Here is a 20,078-nt window from a genome sequence, read left to right as displayed (position 1 = left end):
GGAATCAAGTGCTTATCGCCTTGGTTATAAAAATTCTACAGTACAGTCAAAACATTAAGCCATCGCGAGTCAATGCAAGGAATGTAGCAAAATAGGACTTTGTAGACTCCGTGTTCACTGCAAATCCGGCAGCGTGCTCGTAAATGGCTTGCTTTCCGCAATGAAGCGCGCGGCGAGCACGAGCACGCCCATGGAAAATTCTTTCCCGTGGGCAGCGATCATGCGTTCGGAGAGCTCGGCGATCTCCCGGAAGAACGCGTCTTTGCTGTCGTTCTCAGGCTGGTTCGTCTGGGCTTGGGACATGATGGTCTCCTCTTGGCCGCTGCGCTTATTTGAACAGCTGCGGCGGGAAGGTGATGATGCTGGCCTCGCCCGCCGCTGTGCCGAGGACGAGCGACTGCCCATCGCGGGACCAGGTCACCGCCGTGACGGGATCGCCACCCGGCGTACGGACGACGAGTTCGTCCCGCTCCCCGATCGGCGCCACAACCACCATCCCGCTCTCGTAGGCGGCGGCGATGAGCGCGCGCTGCGGATGGACGGCGACGGCTTCGACCGTCGCCAGCCCGGATCGCCCGGTCGGCAGGCTTCGCGGTTCCGTCGCGTCGGTCTCGAACTGTTCGACGGGCCAGACGATGATGCGGTAGGCGCCGCTGGTTGCGAGCAGGCGTGACGTCGAATCCCAGCTGAGGGCATGGACCGGGGCGGGGTAGTTCGGGAGATCGATGGTTCGCAGGACACGACCGTTCTCGAAACGCAGCAGCGCGATCCCGCCGCCAGCGAGCGAAGCCGCGAGCCAGCGCCCGTCCGGACTCCAGGTCATACGCAGTGGGATGAGCGCGGTCAGGACGTCGACGCCACGGCGCGTGTCGGTAGCGTGGCGAAGCGTCAGGCCAGCGCCTCCATGTGCCAGCCAGTCTCCGTCGGGTGCGACCGCCACGGGCGGAGATACCTTATCGCTCTGCAGCAGGGGATGGATGCCCGCGTCCCCGGGAACGGCGGTCATCAGCGCCTGACTGAGTGCGACCAAGACCCTGCCATCGTTCATCTGCACGAGTGCCTGGAGCGGTTGCTCGATGCTCGCCAGACGCGTGGTGCTTCCATTCGGGGCGACGATGTCGAGCGCGCCCGCGACCCCTCCGGCGAGGAAGCCGGCCGCACCGAACGCGGCGATTTGGCGATAGCCCGCCTCCCCTGCCACAACGATGATCGGCGCCGTACCGCTGCGGCGGGGCGTGATCGTCGCTCGCCCGGTATCGCCCGCGACATGGTAGCGATCGGCAGCTGAATCAGGATCCGCGACAGGGGCGAGCGCGAGACGACCGTCGGCGAGAGCAAAAGCAGCCGTCGTCTCGGTCGCATCGAGGGCGATCGCAGTGACAGCCGACCCCAACGTCCAACGCCGTCCGAGCAGATCAATCAGGTTTGTACCGGTCATAGCGAGACTGGCTCTGTTCGCGCACCGTCGGTCAGGCCGTTCTCTCGGCGGCGATCTGCTGGTCGACGTCTGCGAGTTCGCGTTCCAGTTCGCCGATCTCGGCCTCCAGCGCGGCGATCATCGCCTGCATCGCTTCCTCGCGTTCGCGCGCCGTGGCGTCTTCGCCGGTCTGTGACGGGAAACGCCGCTCGGCGAGGGCTGCGATCTGGTTCCCGAACGTCAACTGTTGACAGGTCACCATCCGAGCCTGCGCAGCCGAGATCCGACCGCAGAGTTCGAAGCGGGTTCGCAGGAGATCCTTCAGCGTTGGGCGCGGTTCGGCCATCGCGTGTGATCCTCTCTTGGAACGTCGCCGGGACGGCGCCTGGGCATAAGCGGTCGGAGAGTGGCTGAGACGGGTGATAGCAAGTCTGATCCCGTCGCTCCGGCCGCGGAACTGTCACACAGGCCTCACGCATCGGCGTCGTCCTTCCGGCGGCTCTCCTGGAATGCCGTGACCTCAGCGAGGATGGCCGGCAGCCCCTGGGGCGAAGCGGCAAAATGCGCCTCGGCCTGCTCAATGAGCGAGCGCAGGTCGTCCCAGAGATCCACGCGCCGAAGATCGGGGGGCATAATGTTGGCCGCCTCGCAGTCGCGGAGCCCAAACCGGTGTCGAAGAGCGATCCCGTTGTGAACGAACTCGGCCAGTTCACGCGCATGCGTGTCCACGAACGGCCGAAGGAGAGGATGATCACCGTAGCCGATCCCGCACGCGTTCAAAGATTCCTCAATAAAGCTCTGAAAGTGCTCGACGAGAGTCTGTTGGCTCTCACCGACGACTCTGAGGATGAACGTCACGTCGCGATCCGCGACGGCGAGAATGCGCGTGGCGGTGTCCGCAGCTGAGGCGACCGGCGATTGAGGCGGCGTAGTCATGGACGGCGCCTGCCCTTGAGATGGTGAATTTGGCGATAGATCGTGCTGCGTGCGACGCCGAGCCGGCTGGCTGCGACAGAGACATTTCCGTTCGCGTCGGCGATGGCTTGCTCGATCGCGCGCCGTTTGGCGTCCTCAAGGCGATCGATCGGGAGCGCGGCGTCCGCATGCTGCGGCGGTCTTGGTGGGAGAAGATCACCCTCAGCTGGCGTGTCGGCGATCATCTCTTCGGGCAGATCCGCGAAGCCTACCGGTTCGCCGCTCGACAGAAGCACCAAACCCTCGATGAGGTTGCGCAACTCCCGCACGTTCCCCGGCCAGTCGTAGCGCTGAAGAAAGGCGAAGACATCTGGCTCGAAGCGGAGCGGCGGGCACGCGTGCCGGATCGAGAGCTCCCTGTTGTAGTGTTCGATCAGTGCCGCGATGTCACCCGTGCGCTGGCGCAGCGGCGGGATCGTGATCCGCACGACGCTGATCCGGTAAAAGAGATCCCGTCGAAAGCGGCCTTGCTCGACCTCCTGCTTGAGATTGCGGTTGGTCGAGGCCACGAGTCTTACGTCGACGGGGCGCGGCTTGCTCTCGCCAAGCCGGGTGACGGCGCGCTCTTCCAGAGCACGCAGGAGATAGGGTTGCAGGTCCAGCGGCATCTCGCCGATCTCGTCGAGGCTCAGCGTGCCACCGTGAGCCTGTTCGAACCGGCCGGCCCGCCCCTCGCGCGTCGCACCCGTGAACGCTCCGGGCGCATGGCCGAACAGTTCGCCGCCGAGCAGATCCTTTGAGACCGCACCGCAATTGAGGGCGACGAAAGGTTCGTTGCCCGTGGTCGAACCGACAGCGTGGGCGAGCTGGGCGAAGAGCTCTTTGCCGACGCCGGTCTCGCCTTCCAGGAGGATCGCGGTGCGTCCCCGAGCGGCGCGGACGACGCGATCAACAGCCTGCAGAAGCGGCTCGCTGCTGCCGATGATCCGTGCTTTGGCGGCGGTCAGGAGCGGCGTCTCCTGGATGCGCGCCGCAACGCTCGGCCGCGGCTTGCCGCCGAGGACCAACATCGCGCCTCGCACCGCGCCGCCGCGCACCAGCGGCTCCAAGCTGTGACCCGTCAACGGCTCCGCTAGCCGCAAGCCGAGTTCGCTCGCCGCGCCGGACTCGGATCTGGCGAGCCGCTCCCCGATTTTAAGGTTCGCGCCGGTGCCGAGGGTCGGCCAACGCCTGCGGGCCACGTCGTCGAAGTGCAGAACACGCCCGAACTGGTCGAGCAGAACCATGCCGTCCGACGATCCGATGTGCCGGACTCGGTCGAGGGACGCTTCCAGGAGAGAGATCCGTTCGACGTTCGCACGCTCGACCAGCATCTGCTGAATCTGCCCGGCCGAGAGCATCACCAACGCCAGGTTGTAGCGGTGAAACACCCCCTGTGGCCCGGACAGGTCGATGAGACCGATCACGCTCCCGTCGAGCGGGTCGCGGATCGGAACGCCGACGCAGGCCCAGGCCTTCACGCCCTCGCAAAAATGCTCCGCCGCGTGGACGTGGACCGGGCGGCCCGTCGACAAGGCCGTACCGATACCATTCGTGCCGGCGACCGACTCGGCCCAAGCGGCCCCAACTTCCAACCGGATGTCATGCGCACGCTCGATGGTGCGGCGATTTCCGCCCACGTCGAGAATGACGCCCTGTGCGTCGGTGACCACGGCCATGGCCCCGGTCTCGCCGATGATCTCCGTGATCCGGCGGAAGGCGGTGCGGGCCGAGACCAAGAGATCCTCGTTGTCGCGGCGAAGCCGCTCCAACGCGTCGTCAGAGGTCGACTGCGCACTACCGCGCCCGTGCGCGTTGACGCCCAGGGTGGCGCTGCGCTCCCAGGAATGCCGGATCGCGGGCCGGATCAGTCCGGGCTCGCCCTCGAGCCGACCCGAAACCACGAAGTGCTCCCAAGCCCGCATGATCCGCTTCTCATCGTAGTCGCGGTCGCGGAGCATCTCCGTGTCGGCAGCCCAAACACGCTCTGACGCCAGCTCCTGGCCGGCTGGTCGCTGCGCATCGGGACCGAGATCGGTCGAAGGTTTGAACGGAAGCTTGGTCATATGGACGTCGCTGTCACGCCAAGCAGCTGCAGCAGCTCGGAGGATGTCCGAGCCGGATGAGCGCCCATCTCGCCCAGGCTTGTGTGGCGTGCCGGGACCCAGACATCTTACCCCTCGATACCGAGCCTCGCGGCGATCTCTCGCTTGAGACGGTCTTCCGCGTCCCCTTCCGCGACGACGGTGCCGTCCAACGCAGCCAGTCGCTCGGAGATTGCCGTGTCGAGCGGTGCGAAATAGCCGTTCTCCTTCGTTGCGAGAACGAAGCGCGGGGCCTGCCGAGGGCCGCGTAGATCGCCTACATGGTGCAGTTGCCGCCCAGATTCGAAATCGGCGACAACCACGCGTCCATTCGGGCTTAGACGGATGTAGGGCGCGACGCTCTTCTCCGGCGCTGCCCGACGTGTCCCGTAGGTGCGGGTGACCTCCGGGGATGGAGCTTCGATGATGCGCGCTAAGGCGCCCCCGCCCGTGATGGCGTGCTTGATCTGATCGATCGTTCCGCGGTTCTCGCGAAGGATCCGCTTCATCATAGCGTCCTCCTTCCGCGGGCCATCCTGCTTGGAAAGAATATGTACCATAGTCTCCTCCCGACGCACCGACAGCACCGCCCTGATCCTCGGCCCGTTGTTCGTTTCGATTACAGAACATTGGTTGAATACGACAAGCCATCACATGTATTGGCCAGCTATACCGGACGATCGTTGTAACAGGCGTTCGCCCGGTATGTTCGACCGAGCGAGGTCACGCCCGGCCCAGGTTCTCCGCGCCACCTCCAAGAGCGGGGCCAGCAGTCGGGTCGACGTGTTCAGGGAGGTCGGCCACGAGCGTGTGGGTTGTCAGGACTAAGGTCGCGACGGAGGCCGCGTTGCGGAGCGCGGTGTAGGTGACGCGCACCGGATCGACGATGGCGGACTCGACCATGTCCGTGAACATACCGGTCGCGGCATCAAAGCCGGTACCACGCCGCGCCGTCGTGAGATTCGGGATGACGCGCCCGGGGTCGTGTCCGGCGTTGCGCGCGATGAACGCCGCCGGCCGCGTTAAGACCTCTTTGACCAAGCCGATGCCGCGCCCGACGTCACCGTCGACGTTGCCGAGCGCACGTTCCAGCACGGGCGCGCACTGCGCCAAAGCCGTACCGCCGCCGGGGACGATCCCTTCCTCGGCGGCCGCGCGGGTAGCGTTGACGGCGTCGTCGATCAACTGCATCGTCCGCTTTTGCTCGACCGGCGTCGCGCCGCCGACCATCAGCACAGCCGAGCCGCCGGAGAGCTTGGCCACCCGCTCCTTGAGCTTGTCTTGCTCGATGTTGGGCGGCGCCAGTTCGTACTGCTTGGTGACCTGAGCGAGCCGCGCGGCGATCGATGCCGGGTCGCCCCTACCGCGCACGATCGTGGTCTCACGAGCGCTCGACCGGACGCGGTCCGCCGAACCGAGATCGGATAGGCTCATCTCTTCCAGGCGACCGCCGAGATCGCGCGCCACGACCTTGCCGCCCGTCAGGATCGCGAGATCGTCCATCATGGCCTTGCGCCAGTGGCCGTAATCCGGCGGATGGACGACGAGGACCTTGCCACGATTTCCGTCTCCGAGGAGCGTGACTAAAACCTCCGGAGAGACTTCCTCAGCCACGATGACCAGCGGCCGTCCAGTGCCGGTCACTGCCTCGCGGATACCGGCGAGTTCCTCCGGGCTCCTGATCTTCAGATCGGTCAGCAGGATGAACGGGTCGTTGAGGACGACCTCCATCCGTTCGACGTCTGTCACCATGTGATGAGAGATATAGCCGCGGTCGAACGAGAGCCCCTCGGTCACCTCCAGCGTCGTCTCCGTGGTGAGACCGTACTCCGAGGTCACGATCCCCGTGCTGCCGACGCGCTCGATCGCCTCCGCCACGAGCCCGCCGAGTCTCGGATCAGTCGCGGCGATCGTCGCGACCGCCCGCAGCATCTTACCGTCTCGAGCCGGGACCGCGGACCGGCGCAATTCTTCGACAATCACTTCCACGGCACGGTGGATCCCCTTGCAGAGGTCGACCGCTCCGGCACCCCGCTCCAGCGCCCCGACGCCACCCTGGATCAGGCCATTCGCCAGGACCATCGCCGTCGTCGTTCCGTCGCCGGCGACCTCGTTGGTCTGCATCGAGACTTCCCGTACGACCTGAGCACCCATGTTCTCAAAACGGTCCGGCAACTCGATCTCCGACGCGATCGTGACGCCGTCGCGCGACACGATCGGCGTCCCGATCGGCCGGTCGATCATCGCGTTCATTCCCTTCGGGCCGAGCGTCGACTCGACGGCGACGGCGAGCTTCCCCACGCCGCGGGCCAGCGCCCGACGCGCCTCGATGTCGTGAAGGAGGACTTTGGGCATTTGTGTTTCTTCCCCGGTGGTGTCGTTGATTCAGAAGGGGGCGGCCGAACCGCGGTTCGAGATCCCCAACCGGTCCCGCGGGCGTCCGACGTTTCGGGCGGGAGGAGCCGACCGCCGGTGGGTGGCCGGCTGAGTTGTTGAGTGGAACCGCTTACTCGATGTACTGCAGAGCAGCTTCCATATCGCCGAACAACGTCACCGTATTGTCGTCAACGCGGATCATCCTGCCGTAGTGCGTCGAGGTATTGACCTCGAAGATCTCCGCGGTCATCTCCTTGCCGAGGATCTCGCTGATCTCGTCCATCTTGAAGACGAGTTCACCGTTTCCATCGATGCGGATCAGAGCGGGCTGGTGGGTGATGGTGACGCCCGGCTTCTGGCCCATAAATTCCGCGATCGCGCGCGCCTCGACGCTATCGTTCATGGTGACGCCGCATTGGTGGGAGATCGTCTGATCTAAGGAGAGATCTCCCATTTTCTGGAAAATGTTCTGATTGGACGCATTGCGTGCATTCACAGACATGCCAATTACTCCTGAGGAAGATCGAGGCCTAGCTCGCCGAGGATCTTGGTGACACGTTCGGTGGACGCCGCTTTCGCGTCTGCGAACTGGGCCGGCTTCGAGTGGGGCTGCGACCAGATTGGCTGGAGATCGGCCGCTGCCTTGCGAGCCAAAGCGACGTGCCGTTCGACCCAGCTCCGGAACAGGGTCCGGTTGTGCTCGGCATGTACGGCGTCGGTGGCGAGCACGTGGAACAGATCGATCGCGTTGGCCAGGTTGCGCTCGTAGTCCGCTTCGGCTGCGGAGATCACCGGCGGCGTGATGAAGTCGCCGTTTGAGGAGGCGACCTGCATCAAGAAGCCGCTGCGAAACAGTTCGCCCACCAGCGGCTCGAAGACGATGTTGGTCGCGAAATACTGCTCGAGGTAGTCGGTCGAGCCCATGATGGCTTCCACCGCCTCCCGGGTTCCCTGCCAGGTTCCGTCCTCGAGCCAGTGCCGCTTGCCCGCCGCGTCGTCGAACCCTGCGATGTCCATCCCGATCTCAGCGAGGTAGAGCGTGATGTCCTGGGCAAGGCGCAGCTTGTAGGACGAGTTCGTCAGGGTCGCGTTGTTGATCATCTGGGTGTAGCCGTAGCGCTGCGCCTGCATGAGCGCGGTGCCCAGCCCGAACTCCGCATGCTTCCATGCGCCGAGATGGTTCTGGAGGATTTTCACCCAGGCCTTGTCAAAGGCGGCCGGAGCGCCAGCCTTGCGACCGTTCGCGATCACGGATTGCACCATCGCCTCGATTTTCGACTGGCGCTGATAGTGCGTGCGTTCCCATTCCTGATCTGGCGCGCGGAAAGCGTGCCAATTGGAACTCAGCGCCGCCGTATTCTCTTTCGAGTATGCGCCCTTCCCGTCCGCGAACGAGATGATCCAGTTCTGGAGTAGGTACCGCTCGGGGTCCGGCTGTACGTCGACAGTCACGTCCTCATAATGGGTCGCGCGTTTGCCTTTAGGTTCGAAATACCGATATTTGCGGCTGTCCGAGTCCGCGAATATCGCCGAGCCGGCTGCGCCCGACTTCCTTGCAGCAGCTTCCAACGTCATCATAGTCCTCCCGGTAGTAATTTGCCGCTGATAGCGACTTCGTTCGGCCCGGTTACGCCCGTGCCGGTGTGAATTTGTCGAAGAAGATCCGGTCCGAAGACACGTCGTTCATCTGCAGCACTGGGGTGAGTGCCTCGATCATAGGTTCCGGACCGCAGGCATACACGTCGAGATCCTCGCCGTAAGCGAAACGGCGCAGATGGTCGTCGACGACTTCGTGAACGAATCCTCGTTCGCCCTGCCACGCGGCGTCGTCAGGAGCGTGGGAAAGAACCGGTATGAAGGTGAAGCGCGGATTGGACCGAGCTACCTCGGCGAACAGATCCAGATAGAACAGATCGGTTTGCGTGCGCGCGCCATAGAAGAAATGGACTGGACGTTCTTCTCCGCTTGCGATGTGGTCGTGGAGGATGGACCACAGCGGTGACATCCCCGAGCCACCCCCAACGAGGATTAGGGCTCCTCCTCTGTTTTCGCGGCGGAAACAGGTTCCGTAGGGTCCTTTGACGCCGACGGTGGATCCGACATCGAGCTCTCCGTCGAGGCGAGAGGAGAATCGTCCGCCGGGATACTTTTTGATGATGAATGAGAGTTTTTGCGTTTCGCTCGGCGGATTTGCCATGGAAAACGAGCGCGTAATCTCCTCTGCTCCCGGAAGCGTGATGTCGACATACTGCCCAGCCCAGAACTTCAGAGGTTGATCAAGTTCGATTTCCAGCAAACGGATGTCAGGTGTCAGGCTCGACACGCGGCTGACACGCGCTTGGAAGTTTCGGACGGGAATCGATTTCGAGAGGAGCTCCTCGTCGTAATTGAGGAGGTCGACCTCGATGTCGCTTGAGACAATGCTTCGACAGAGAAGAACATGGTTTTGGTCACGCTCCATTTCGTTGAGCGCGAAGGTCGAATAGGACAGCATCTCGACTTCGCCGTCGGTAACGATGCACTTGCAAGCTGCGCAACGCCCCTCTTTACAGCCGTGCGGAAGCGCGATGCCCTGTCGGAAGGCCGCGTCGAGGACGGTCTCGTCTTCCTCGACCTCGAACTCGACACCTACCGGGTTGAGTTTGACGGTGTATACCTCGCTCATGGGAGCCAGTTCCTCCTGTGTCGGTATGTTCTTTTCTGACCGGCTGGCCGGGATGTCCCGGCCAGCCGTCCGACATCAGTTGCAGGGATTGATCGTGAAGCCGGCGCGATACTCGGCGAGATGCGCCTCGCGCGCCTCCGGCGACATCTCGCGCAAGGTGATCAGCGGGCTCTTCAGCGTGTGTCCACGCACGTCGTCGAGCGTCCACATATCCTTGTTGTCGAAGCGAAGATGCGGCTGAGGAACGAGAGTCTTGCCGTCCGTGCGGACGAAGCCGAGATCCTTAATGGCATCCGCCAGATCCCAGTTGTGATACACACTTTCCCATTCACGACGGCCGCTGAACCGACCCATTGCCGGTGTAGGACGTCCCTCGTATTCGTTGGCGAATGCTTCGACCGCGGTCCAACGATCGATCTCGTGCGCAAAGGTGTGCAGCTGGCCATCGATCTCGCCGGTGACGAGATCCTCGCGCACGACGCACGGCACCAGCGAACTCCAGCAGCGGTGCGGATATACGTAACCGACATCCTCGTTGAAGGTGACGATCTTCTGGCCGGGCCTGCTCAGCTTTCCGTACCACTTCCAGTACTCGCCGAACTGGGCGTACCAACCCGGATATTTGTGCTCAAACCACTCAAAATCTTTCTCGGTTTGAGCCTCGATCCGCCAGAAATTCACCGGCCAGCCGACGGAGAAGAATTGCGCGATCTTGTGAACGTAATGTTTCTCAGTGATGCGCTTCCAGGCCGTCTGAACGTCGTCGTGGTGGATCTTGATACCGTACTTCTCCAGCGGGAGCATGTAGGTGCGATAGTAGTCCTCGAAGATCCAGCGGTGCCACATCTCCGCGTAGGACTCCTTGTCCTTGTCACGGTTCGTGGTGCCATACTCGATGAACGTGCCAATCGCGGCATCGACGATGGCGTGGTTCTGCCAGAAGGCGTAGCGCAGGTCGCGCTCGAGCAGGAGATGGTTTTCCGGCTCCTTCAGGATCGACATCAGCATCGAGTGACCGTTGCCGACATGCCGGCTTTCGTCGGACTGTACCGATAGGAATACGGTCGGCAGCGCATAGTCGCCGTTGCGGGCGGCCTCGGACGGCATGGCCACGAACAGCGTGTTGGTGAACGCGGTTTCGGCGACCACGGTCAGGTAGATGTTGGCCGAGGTGATCGCGTCCCCGGTGATGAAGCCCTCGCCGAACTGACGACCGATTGTCGTCGCGTAGCACTTGCCGAACGCCTCTTCGGTGATGTCAAACCCGGCCGGGTCGATATAGTTCTCCATATACCATTTCTTGAGGTTCATCTGGATAGTCGAGTGGCGGAACTCGTCGACCATCTGCATGGTGAAACCGGTACGCAGCTCCTCGCCGGGCGCCAGCCGACCGACCATTGCCATCGAGCGAGCGGCCGATATCTCGGGAAACGGAATGATGGCCAGGAAGAGCTTCATCCACTCGACCCACCGCGGCTCGACGTTCCGAAACATGTCGCCGCGCAACGCCGCATCGAGCGCCCCGTAGACCCGATTGTCCTTCTCCTCCTGCATCGGGAAATAGGACCGCAGAACCTGCTTCATCGGGTCTTTGGGAGCCTTGGTGATCTTGTAGTCTGTCGGGAAGGTCATAGCCTCCTGAACGTAAGAGGGGTTCCAGCCGAGATCGGCGATCTTCTTGGCCGCCTCTCCGACAGAAATCCCTTTCTGAGCCGTTATTTTGTTGAGTGTCAGGGTTCCAGACATCGCTGCATCCTTGGTTTGGCGATAGTCGACATGGAAGACCAGGCAGCTCCCGGCATGCCGGGCCGCCAGACGCGGAGATGCGTCGAGCGCGTACGCGCCCGGTCTCAGCTATCGGCAAAGGTCTCGGATGACTGCTGGAGCGTTTTGCGTGCCCCCGATCCCGACCGCACAAGACCGAAGTCTTGCATCAGGCCGCTGAGCGTGGCGTCCAGATCAGTATCCTCCCTCGTTCTTGTCGTGACGGCCACCTCGGGCTTGTCATCATTGTTCTAGATCGAACTTACGCATGGGCTGTGCCAGGTCAACCGGAAAAGAGATTTCAGCAAGAAAATGCAGGTTTTTTGCGGGTGCTTCACAAGCATCTAGAGCTACGGCGCCCGAATTTGCTGCACTTCAACTGTTGCAAAATGCGCCACTGTCGCATCGTGCAACAGTATGGGGAATATTCTTTTCTCCAGGACGGATCGCAGACGGACGTAGATGTGAGTGGTTGGCCAAATGATTCGTATGATCCCCTTGCGTCGTAGCGAAAGGACATGCGGTCGCCATCGCGATAATAGCCGATTCTTTGCCGATCACCGCTTTAAAGTATGACGGCCAAGAGATACGCAGAACGCCATGACGACACTGTATCAGCCCGGCACCGAGGCGGAGGCCGGGGAGATCGTGCGGGCGGCGGCCGGACGCGGCGAGCGCCTGCGGCTGGCCGGTGGCGGCACCGCCGCGGGTCTCGGCCGGCCCGCGCAGGACAGCGCGTCGCTCTCGGCGAAGGCGCTCACCGGCGTCACGCTCTACGAGCCCGCCGAGATGGTGGTGGCCGCCCGGGCCGGGACGCCGCTCGCCGAGGTCGAGGCCTTGCTCGCCTCCCGGGGCCAGATGCTGCCCTTCGAGCCGATGGACCTGCGCAGCCTCTACGGCACCACCGGCGAACCGACCTTCGGGGCCGTGGCGGCGATCAACAATGCCGGCCCGCGGCGGATCAATGCCGGGGCGGCCCGCGACAGCCTGATCGGCGTGCGCTTCGTCAACGGGCGGGGCGAGGCGATCAAGTCGGGCGGCCGGGTGATGAAGAACGTCACCGGCCTCGACCTGGTGAAGCTGATGGCCGGCGCCCACGGCACGCTCGGGCTCCTCACCGAGGTGACCTTCAAGGTGCTGCCGTCCTGCGAGCGCGTCGCCACGCTGATCTTCCCGGGTCTCGACGACGCGCGCGGGATCGCGGCCCTGTCGGAGGCCCTGGGCTCGCCGTTCGAGCTGACCGGCGCGGCCCACCTGCCGGCGGGGATCGGCGCCCCGCAGGCGCGGACCCTGATGCGCCTCGAAGGCTTTTCGGACTCGATCGACTACCGGACGGGCGAGTTGCGCCGCCTGCTCAAGCGCTACGGGTCGGCGGAGATCCTGGACGGCGAGGCCGGCGCCGCCCTCTGGCGGTCGGTGCGCGATGCCGCGCCGCTGGCCGAGCCGCGCGAGGCCGCGCTCTGGCGGATCTCCACCGCGCCGACCCACGGGCCGGCCCTGGCGGCGGCGGTCGCGGCGGAGCGCGACGCCCGCTGGTTCTTCGACTGGGGCGGCGGCCTGATCTGGCTCGCCACCGGCTCCGAAGGCGATGCCGGCGCCGCGACGGTGCGCCGGGCCGTGCAGGCCCAGGGCGGCCACGCCACGCTGGTCCGCGCCCCCGACGCCGTGCGCGCCGCCGTCCCGGTGTTCCAGCCGCTGGCTGAGCCGCTGATGCGGCTCACCGCCGGCATCAAGGCGGCGCACGATCCCGCCGGATTGCTCAACCCCGGCCGGATGTACGCCGGACTGTAAGCTTCAGATTCCGCCCCTCCCCGGTCGCGGGGAGGCGAGGCGCCGAGGATGTGACCCGTGCAGACCAACTTCGCCCCCGCCCAGCTCGCCGACCCCGCCATGGCGGCCTCGGAGAAAATCCTGAGAACCTGCGTGCATTGCGGCTTCTGCACGGCGACCTGCCCGACCTACCTGCTGCTCGGCGACGAGCTCGATTCCCCGCGCGGGCGGATCTACCTGATCAAAGACATGCTGGAGGGCGGCAAGCCGGCCTCGCAGGAGGTGGTCAAGCATGTCGACCGCTGCCTCTCCTGCCTGTCCTGCATGACCACCTGCCCGTCGGGGGTGCATTACATGCACCTCGTCGACCATGCGCGGGCGCATATCGAGAAGACCTACGCGCGGCCAACGGGCGACCGCTTCCTCCGCGCCCTGCTCGCCCAGGTCCTGCCCTACCCGAACCGCTTCCGCCTCGCGCTGGTCGCCGCCAAGCTCGGCGCGCCGTTCCGCGGGCTGGTCGGCCGCCTGCCGCGCGTGGGCAACCGCCTCGCCGCGATGCTCGACCTCGCCCCGGCCGGGATGCCGCCCCGTGAGCCGACGAACCGGCCGGGCCGGTTCGCGCCGGCGAACGGACAGGCCGCCAAGCGCGTCGCGCTGCTGCGCGGCTGCGCCCAGAGCGTGCTGCGGCCAGACTTCAACGCGGCGGCGATCCGGCTGCTCAACCGCCACGGGATCGAGGTGGTGCACGCCAACGAGGGCTGCTGCGGGGCGCTCACCCACCACATGGGCAAGGAGCACTCGGCCCACGCCCACGCCAAGCAGACGATCGACGCCTGGGATGCCGAGATCGCCAAAGGCCTCGACGCGATCCTGGTGACGGCGTCCGGCTGCGGCACGACGATCAAGGATTACGGCTTCATGTTCCGCGACGACCCGGCCTATGCCGAGAAGGCGCAGCGGGTCTCAGCCTTGGCCAAGGACGTGACCGAGTACGTGGCGCAGCTCGACCTGAAGACGACCACGGACGCGAGCGACCTCGTGGTGGCGTACCACTCGGCCTGCTCGATGCAGCACGGCCAGGGCATCCGGACGGAGCCGAAGGCCCTGCTCAAGCGGGTCGGCTTCACCGTGAAGGACGTGCCCGAGGGCCATATCTGCTGCGGCTCGGCGGGGACCTACAACATCCTCCAGCCCGAGCTGGCCCTGAAGCTGCGCGCCCGGAAGGTCGCCAATATCGAGCGCGTGCGCCCCGACGTGATCGCCACCGGCAACATCGGCTGCGCGACGCAGATCGGGAAGGGCACGGGCATCCCGATCGTCCACACGGTCGAGCTGCTCGATTGGGCGACCGGCGGCCCGAAGCCGGGAGTTCTGGCGCGTGGCGATCTTTGAGGAAACCGTTCTTCTGTGCCCCCGGCGTTCCGGGGCGCACAGGAGAGGCGACTGCACAGCGCCTGCGCTACCCGGGGATGCACCTTCACGCGCGTCCAAGCCTCCTCAGGCTGCTTTGACGGAACGCAGAAATTCCGAGATCGATGTGCCCAGTTGGTTAGAGCGCTCCAGCACGTCTCGGGAGGCGTTCAGGACGTCCTCCGCCGCCCGTTCCGTCTCATTGGCTCCGTGTCGCACATCGAAGATATTCTGCGACACCGTCTTCGAGCCGTCGGCCGCCTCGCAGACACTGCGCGCGATCTCGCCTGTCGCCGCTCCCTGTTCCTGCATCGCGCGCCTGATGCTCAAGGCCATATCGCTGAGGGTCGTGATCGACTCCCCAATCTCGGCGATCCCACCTACGGTCGAATGGGTCGCTTGGCGGATCTCATCGACTTGTATCGCGATCTCCTCGGTAGCCCGCGTGGTCTGAGCCGCGAGGCCCTTCACCTCTGCAGCCACGATCGCAAAGCCCCGGCCGGCTTCCCCGGCGCGTGCCGCCTCGATGGTAGCATTCAGGGCCAGGAGATTGGTTTGGGCCGCCAGAGCGTTGATCATCCCGACCACGGCCCCGATCTTGTCCGCGGCCTTCGAGAGCGTTTGGACCCGAGCATCGGTTTGCGTGGCCTTCTCCGATGCCTCGCGCGCCAGTTCCTCGGATCGCGCGGCCCGGGCAGACAATTCCGCCACGCTCGCGCTCAGCTCCTCCGTCGCGGCAGCGACGGTCTCGACGTTGCCGGAGGTTTGCTCGGCTGCACCGGCGACCTCGATGGCCCGGCGGTTCGTCCGGTCGGCGACCACCGCCATAGCTCGCGCGATAGCATCCATTGTTGTCGCTGCAGCGGACAGGCCGGCGAGGACGCCTGAGGCGTCTCGGTCGAACGCGGCAAGCAATTGATCGATGTGTTGCGCTCGGGACCGGCTCGACGCGGCGGCTTCGATGGCGACGTGGATATCGACCAGAGACCCGCACGCGCGGACGGCCTTGCCGGATGCGTCGTGCACGACACCGCCGGTGGCGCGGAACCAGCGGTAATCGCCGCTGCATAGCTTCAGCCGGTAGTTGATGTCGTACGCGCCTTTGTCCTCGATGTTGGTCAGCGCCGCGCCGAACGCCGCAAAAACTCTTGCCGTGTCGTCCGGGTGCAACCGATCGGACCATGAATGAACAACGTCGGGAAAATCAGTTTTCGCGGTAAATCCGACGAGACGACGGAATTCTTCAGACCAAGTCCAGCGGCTCTTGGGATGCATAGGATCGCCGTCGTGAAGAACGGCATCCCAAAGGCCTATGCCCGCGTGGCGGCCAAGCACTTCCAACAACTCATCACTGGTCGAGCGTCTTCTAAACATGTTAATTTCCTCAGGAAGTATCGCCTAATAGTTGGCCAAATTGCTTAATAAACATACACGCCGTTTGCGAGGCGTCGGAAATACGTCGCTTTGATCTGTTTTTTAAGCCCCACGTTCCCGTCATAGAAGCTAGATCTAAGAAGCGAGCAGTGTGGGACATCTTTGTCGTCATGCCGCGGTGCAGAACCCCGAGGCTGCTTCTGCCGCAAATGGCGTGTGGCTCTGAATGAAGTTCCACGCCGAGGCCGCTGAAAGTGGCTGACCGTACAGAAAGCCCTGGACCTCGGTGCAGCCTTCCTGCCGCACGCGGACGAGTTGTTCCTCGGTCTCCACGCCTTCGGCCGTGATGGAGATGCCCAACTGCCCTCCGATGCTCACGATTGCCCGAACGATCGTCGCGGTGTCTGGGTCAGCGATCTCCTTGATGAAGGAGCGGTCGATCTTGATTTTATCGAATGGGAATCGACGCAGATAGCTCAGGGACGAGTAGCCGGTTCCGAAATCGTCCAGGGCTATCTGGACACCGAGTGCTCGCAGACGATGAAGGCGGACCACCGCGACCTCGACATCTTGCATCAGTACGCTTTCTGTGATTTCCAGCTCCAGCCGCTGTGCAGCGAGGCCGGACACCGTGAGGGCTTCGACGACGGCTTCCTCGAGCCCCGGACGCTGAAACTGTACGGCCGATACGTTCACAGCGACGCGTAACCCGTTCGGCCATCCAGCCGCTCGGCGGCAGGCTTCCTGAAGCGCCCAGGCGCCCAGGTCGACGATCAAGCCCGTCTCCTCGGCGACAGGGATGAATTCGGCCGGAGAGATCGTGCCGCGCGTCGGGTGTTACCAGCGTAACAGCGCCTCGAAGCCGCCGACCTCGCCACTCGCGAGATTCAGGATCGGTTGGTAATGCAGCACGAACTCGCCGCCGCGAGCGGCGTCGCGCAGGTCGCGTTCCAGCTGAATACGCGTGGCCACAACCGCGTCCATTCCGGGCTCGTAGAAGCTGTACGAGTTTCGCCCGGCGGCCTTCGCACGGTAGAGTGCGATATCAGCGTTCTTGAACAGGGTGTCGGCGTCCGAGCCGTCCTGTGGACCTATGGCGAGGCCGATGCTCACGCCAACGCTCGCGACCGTCCCGTCAAGATCGACCGGCTGTCCGACAGCCTCGATAACGCGCTGGGCTGCGAGACTGGCCGCCTGCGGGTCGGTTGAACGCCCGAGGATGATCGCGAACTCGTCACCTCCGAGCCGTGCGACGGTTTCGCCGTCGCGTACGATCGCGCGTAAGCGATCCGCGATCGTACGGAGCAGCGCGTCACCGGCTGGATGTCCCAACGTGTCATTGACAGCCTTGAAGCGGTCGAGATCGCACGCGAGCACGGCAAAGCTGCCGCCGTGACGCTTCGCGTTGGCGAGTTCGCAACGCAACCGATCGCGGAACAGCGCACGGTTGGGCAAATTTGTGAGCGCGTCGTGCGCGGCGATGTGTGCGACCTGCTGCTCGATTTCTTTGCGGCGCGTGATATCGATATGCGTGCCGACCATCCGCAGGGGGCGCCCGTTACCATCGTGCTCGACGACCTTTCCGCGCGCCAGCGTCCAGAGGTAGCCGCGCGCCTTGGTTCTCAAGCGGTACTCGCACTCGAAATGCGGCGTCTGTCCCTCCATATGTCGCGTGAGACAGCGCAGGGCGCCTTTGGTATCTTCGGGGTGGATCAATCGTTCCCAGGTGCGGATATGGGATTCGAACTCGCCTTCGGCGTAGCCAAGCATGCCAAACCAGTTCTGGGAAAAGGTGACACGCCCACTACGGACACACCAATCCCAAAGGCCATCATTGCCGCTGTCGAGCGCGAGCGCGAGCCTTTGCTCGCTGAGGCGTAGCGCCTCCTCCGTCGCTCGTCTGCTGCTGACGTCTCGCAATACGGCAACCCAGCCGCTTGCACGGCCACCGTTGTCGCGCACGACGTTGAACGAGACTTCCATCCACATCCACGCTCCGTCAAATCGCCGGTATCGCCAGCAGGTCACACACTGTTCGACCCGGAGATTTCTGAGATCATCCAGCACCCTCTCGTAGGAGACGGCATCCTCCGGATGGATGCGCACGAGCGGATGTTCACCGACCAGTTCTTCGGGTTCGCACCCGAACATCGCTCGCGTTGCTGGAGATACGTAGCGGCGCGCTCCCGCGAGGTCGCCGAGAATGAGGACATCGGTCGTGTTCTCGGCAAGCAAACGGTACCGCTGTTCGCTCTCCTGATTCGCCAACACGGCCAGCCACTGCTCCGTGACGTCGGTGAACGTTTTCACTGCGCCGCCGTCGGCGAGCGGCACTGAGCGAACCTCGAGAAAGACTTGGTCCGGCTCTGCCGCGTGGCGCTGAAGCGGGCGCCATTCCGAGTCACGCCGCACAATCCGACGCCGCGGTAGGGCGATCGGCGGGCCAGAGGCGCGCGGTTGAAATTGCAGCCAGCGAAGCTCGTCAAACGGCTGCCCGTCCCGTAGCTCGTCCGGGGAAAGACCCAGCAGCTCGCGGGCGCGGCGGTTCTGTAAAAGTACCCGATTGTTCGGGCACAGCATCAGTATGCCGTGGTCCACGTTCTCCAGAGCCGCATGCACGAATGCGGTACTCCCGTGGACCGGCGGCCGGTCCATCGGCGCGGGACCGGCTATGTCACTGCCTTCTCCGAGAGGCGCGAGAGTTCTTCCTGAAGCTTCGCGCTCACACAGCTCGGCCCTGAACCGGCCATATGGCGTCCTCGATGCCGGGTGCGCGTTGACAGACCCTAACTCCGACCCGGCGTCTTGAGTGAGGAGTGCACCGCCGCTGCAATCCGGAAGTTTGTGACCCGCGGCCGACCGGCGGCGTCGCAATATGACTTCAGGGCCGTGGGCGATCACCGCGGAGCCGAAGCGACCGCCACCAATCAGCCGCATGCCCAGGACCAGCGCATGGACGAGTTCAGCCGCGAAGTGGTGGAGGTAAGTGAAACGCGCGCCGGATCCACCGGCATCCCGTTCGTGGGGGATCGCGCTACGACAGACTACGTCCTTGCCAAGGCAAGCCACTGCGGCTTTCTCCCGTGTGCGTATCATAACGCATCGCGTAGCCCTTCTCGAACGTAGGGCTCCTCAGTCCTCTGACGGCTTCACGCTTACACGAGAAGATTACAAAATCATTATGTTTCTGCCGGTGCTCGGCGTCTTTATCGAGGATCGTCAGCCTTCATCGCGGCATAAGTGGTTTCAAACAAGACATTGATGGCCGCGGAAGCCGTCACTTACAGTGGTGAGAGCGCAGGCTTCCGAGATAGATCTTCACCCGAGGTCGCAGAACGGCGCTCAACGACGGGTTGAACGAGGTGCTCAACCATTCTTCTACACGACGGATCTGTGAAGCTGCACAATGCCGGCTCACCGGCGCGGCGCCTTTGATCATTCGCGTCGTGCGCAAGATCAAAAACCCCGAGGGATCGCTCAGCGCGCGCTTGCGACCTAGTCTCTCACCGCGCTAGGCTATGGCACGGGTCGAGCGGAGGTGTCTTTCAGATTCTCGGCACCATTTTCCAGAAGTAGACTCTTTCGACGCCACCTCGCAGGGGTGGCGCTTCGGACCACCGGTCTGCCTAGGACGATTGCGGACCGGCGCCGGTACAGGCGTCACAATTCTGCTACATGCGCCGCCTCAACCTGATCAGCGAGCCTTGAATAGATCCCAATCCGGAAAGAACCGCCAAAAATTGAAAGCCGAGATCACGGGGTCCGTGTAGAACCTGAGCCATACGTCGGTGGCGTAGGTGCCGACGTTCGCGACCTGTCCATCAAGCGACAGGCGGATCCTAGAGCGGAACGCCGCACGTGAGACATCTCGATTCTCGTTGTAGCCGGTACGCCCAGTGCGGCTCGCTCGCGATCCCGCGGCCTGGAGCCGGCGCGTCAGGAACAGCACTGCCGGCGTTGCATCACCTTATGCAGGACGGAGCGGCCTCATGGTCAGGCCATCGTGCTCCTCAGGCTCCTCCATAATACGCAGCCATTCGGCTTGCGAACACGAACGGTGATGGGATCGGCAGCGCGCCGGCCGCATCAGCTCCGCGTTACATGCGCCCGTCGACGGGCAACCCCCCAAACCGCTTTTGAGCCACGCATATCAAAGGTTGCAGGCTCCCGCGCCACCTCGCTTACTCCCTTGTAACCTCTGATTGTGTACGCCCTCCAGCCGACGCCGTCTGCCGTGCCGGCGAAGGACGCTCTCAACCCCAAC

15 protein-coding genes and 1 pseudogene are annotated in these 20,078 nt (G+C 63.9%); 2 read left to right on the top strand and 14 right to left on the bottom strand.

Going from position 1 to position 20,078, the window contains the following annotated elements; translation table 11 throughout:
- Positions 1 to 114 precede the first annotated feature (114 nt).
- From LGR69_RS29605 to LGR69_RS29555, 11 genes are all read right to left on the bottom strand, one after another.
- Positions 115 to 303, bottom strand: a complete 189-nt coding sequence (locus tag LGR69_RS29605) for a hypothetical protein (RefSeq protein WP_230368319.1) — start codon at positions 301 to 303, stop codon at positions 115 to 117.
- Positions 304 to 328: 25 nt separating this feature from the next.
- Positions 329 to 1,438 (bottom strand): WD40 repeat domain-containing protein, encoded by a 1,110-nt coding sequence (locus tag LGR69_RS29600; RefSeq protein WP_230368318.1) that lies wholly within the window; start codon positions 1,436 to 1,438, stop codon positions 329 to 331.
- Positions 1,439 to 1,469: 31 nt separating this feature from the next.
- Complete coding sequence (locus LGR69_RS29595) at positions 1,470 to 1,763, bottom strand: hypothetical protein (RefSeq protein WP_230368317.1); 294 nt, start codon at positions 1,761 to 1,763, stop codon at positions 1,470 to 1,472.
- Positions 1,764 to 1,888: 125 nt separating this feature from the next.
- A complete protein-coding gene (locus LGR69_RS29590) occupies positions 1,889 to 2,353 on the bottom strand; it encodes a hypothetical protein (RefSeq protein ID WP_230368316.1) in 465 nt (154 codons plus the stop codon).
- On the bottom strand, positions 2,350 to 4,437 hold the full coding sequence (locus LGR69_RS29585) for a sigma-54-dependent Fis family transcriptional regulator (RefSeq protein ID WP_230368315.1): 2,088 nt from the start codon (positions 4,435 to 4,437) through the stop codon (positions 2,350 to 2,352). Before LGR69_RS29585 ends, LGR69_RS29590 begins: the two co-directional genes overlap by 4 nt.
- A 107-nt stretch (positions 4,438 to 4,544) precedes the next feature.
- Positions 4,545 to 4,967, bottom strand: coding sequence for a hypothetical protein (locus LGR69_RS29580; protein WP_230368314.1), 423 nt, complete (start codon positions 4,965 to 4,967; stop codon positions 4,545 to 4,547).
- 211 nt (positions 4,968 to 5,178) lie between these two features.
- Positions 5,179 to 6,810: a molecular chaperone GroEL gene (gene groEL, locus LGR69_RS29575; RefSeq protein WP_230368312.1), complete on the bottom strand. Its 1,632-nt coding sequence runs from the start codon at positions 6,808 to 6,810 to the stop codon at positions 5,179 to 5,181.
- 151 nt (positions 6,811 to 6,961) lie between these two features.
- On the bottom strand, positions 6,962 to 7,333 hold the full coding sequence (locus tag LGR69_RS29570) for an MmoB/DmpM family protein (RefSeq protein WP_230368311.1): 372 nt from the start codon (positions 7,331 to 7,333) through the stop codon (positions 6,962 to 6,964).
- A 5-nt stretch (positions 7,334 to 7,338) separates the two neighbouring features.
- Positions 7,339 to 8,406: an aromatic/alkene monooxygenase hydroxylase subunit beta gene (locus tag LGR69_RS29565; protein ID WP_230368310.1), complete on the bottom strand. Its 1,068-nt coding sequence runs from the start codon at positions 8,404 to 8,406 to the stop codon at positions 7,339 to 7,341.
- 52 nt (positions 8,407 to 8,458) lie between these two features.
- A complete protein-coding gene (locus tag LGR69_RS29560; protein WP_230368309.1) occupies positions 8,459 to 9,496 on the bottom strand; it encodes an NADH:ubiquinone reductase (Na(+)-transporting) subunit F in 1,038 nt (345 codons plus the stop codon).
- 75 nt (positions 9,497 to 9,571) lie between these two features.
- Positions 9,572 to 11,242, bottom strand: coding sequence for an aromatic/alkene/methane monooxygenase hydroxylase/oxygenase subunit alpha (locus LGR69_RS29555; RefSeq protein ID WP_230368308.1), 1,671 nt, complete (start codon positions 11,240 to 11,242; stop codon positions 9,572 to 9,574).
- A gap of 618 nt (positions 11,243 to 11,860) precedes the next feature.
- On the opposite strand from LGR69_RS29555, the gene LGR69_RS29550 reads away from it, so the two are divergent.
- Both LGR69_RS29550 and glcF read left to right on the top strand, forming a co-directional pair.
- Positions 11,861 to 13,051: an FAD-binding protein gene (locus LGR69_RS29550; RefSeq protein WP_230368307.1), complete on the top strand. Its 1,191-nt coding sequence runs from the start codon at positions 11,861 to 11,863 to the stop codon at positions 13,049 to 13,051.
- Between the two features lie 57 nt (positions 13,052 to 13,108).
- Complete coding sequence (glcF, locus tag LGR69_RS29545; RefSeq protein ID WP_230368306.1) at positions 13,109 to 14,422, top strand: glycolate oxidase subunit GlcF; 1,314 nt, start codon at positions 13,109 to 13,111, stop codon at positions 14,420 to 14,422.
- Between the two features lie 105 nt (positions 14,423 to 14,527).
- On the opposite strand, the gene LGR69_RS29540 is transcribed toward glcF, so the two are convergent.
- The 3 genes and pseudogenes from LGR69_RS29540 to LGR69_RS29530 form a co-directional block, all read right to left on the bottom strand.
- Entirely contained in the window at positions 14,528 to 15,814 is a 1,287-nt protein-coding gene (locus tag LGR69_RS29540; protein ID WP_230368305.1) for a methyl-accepting chemotaxis protein, read from the bottom strand.
- A 168-nt stretch (positions 15,815 to 15,982) separates the two neighbouring features.
- A pseudogene (locus LGR69_RS29535) lies at positions 15,983 to 16,639 on the bottom strand (putative bifunctional diguanylate cyclase/phosphodiesterase); the annotation flags it as partial.
- A 12-nt stretch (positions 16,640 to 16,651) separates the two neighbouring features.
- Positions 16,652 to 18,433 carry a diguanylate cyclase domain-containing protein gene (locus tag LGR69_RS29530; RefSeq protein ID WP_230368303.1) on the bottom strand — a complete coding sequence of 594 codons (1,782 nt, stop codon included), beginning with the start codon at positions 18,431 to 18,433 and terminating at the stop codon, positions 16,652 to 16,654.
- Positions 18,434 to 20,078: the final 1,645 nt, after the last annotated feature.

The organism is Methylobacterium brachiatum, from assembly GCF_020523825.1.
In the GTDB taxonomy this organism is placed as follows: Bacteria; Pseudomonadota; Alphaproteobacteria; order Rhizobiales; family Beijerinckiaceae; genus Methylobacterium; species Methylobacterium brachiatum.
The sequence above is the reverse complement of the archived record's forward strand: the minus strand, read 5'-3'. Positions and strand labels throughout refer to the sequence as shown.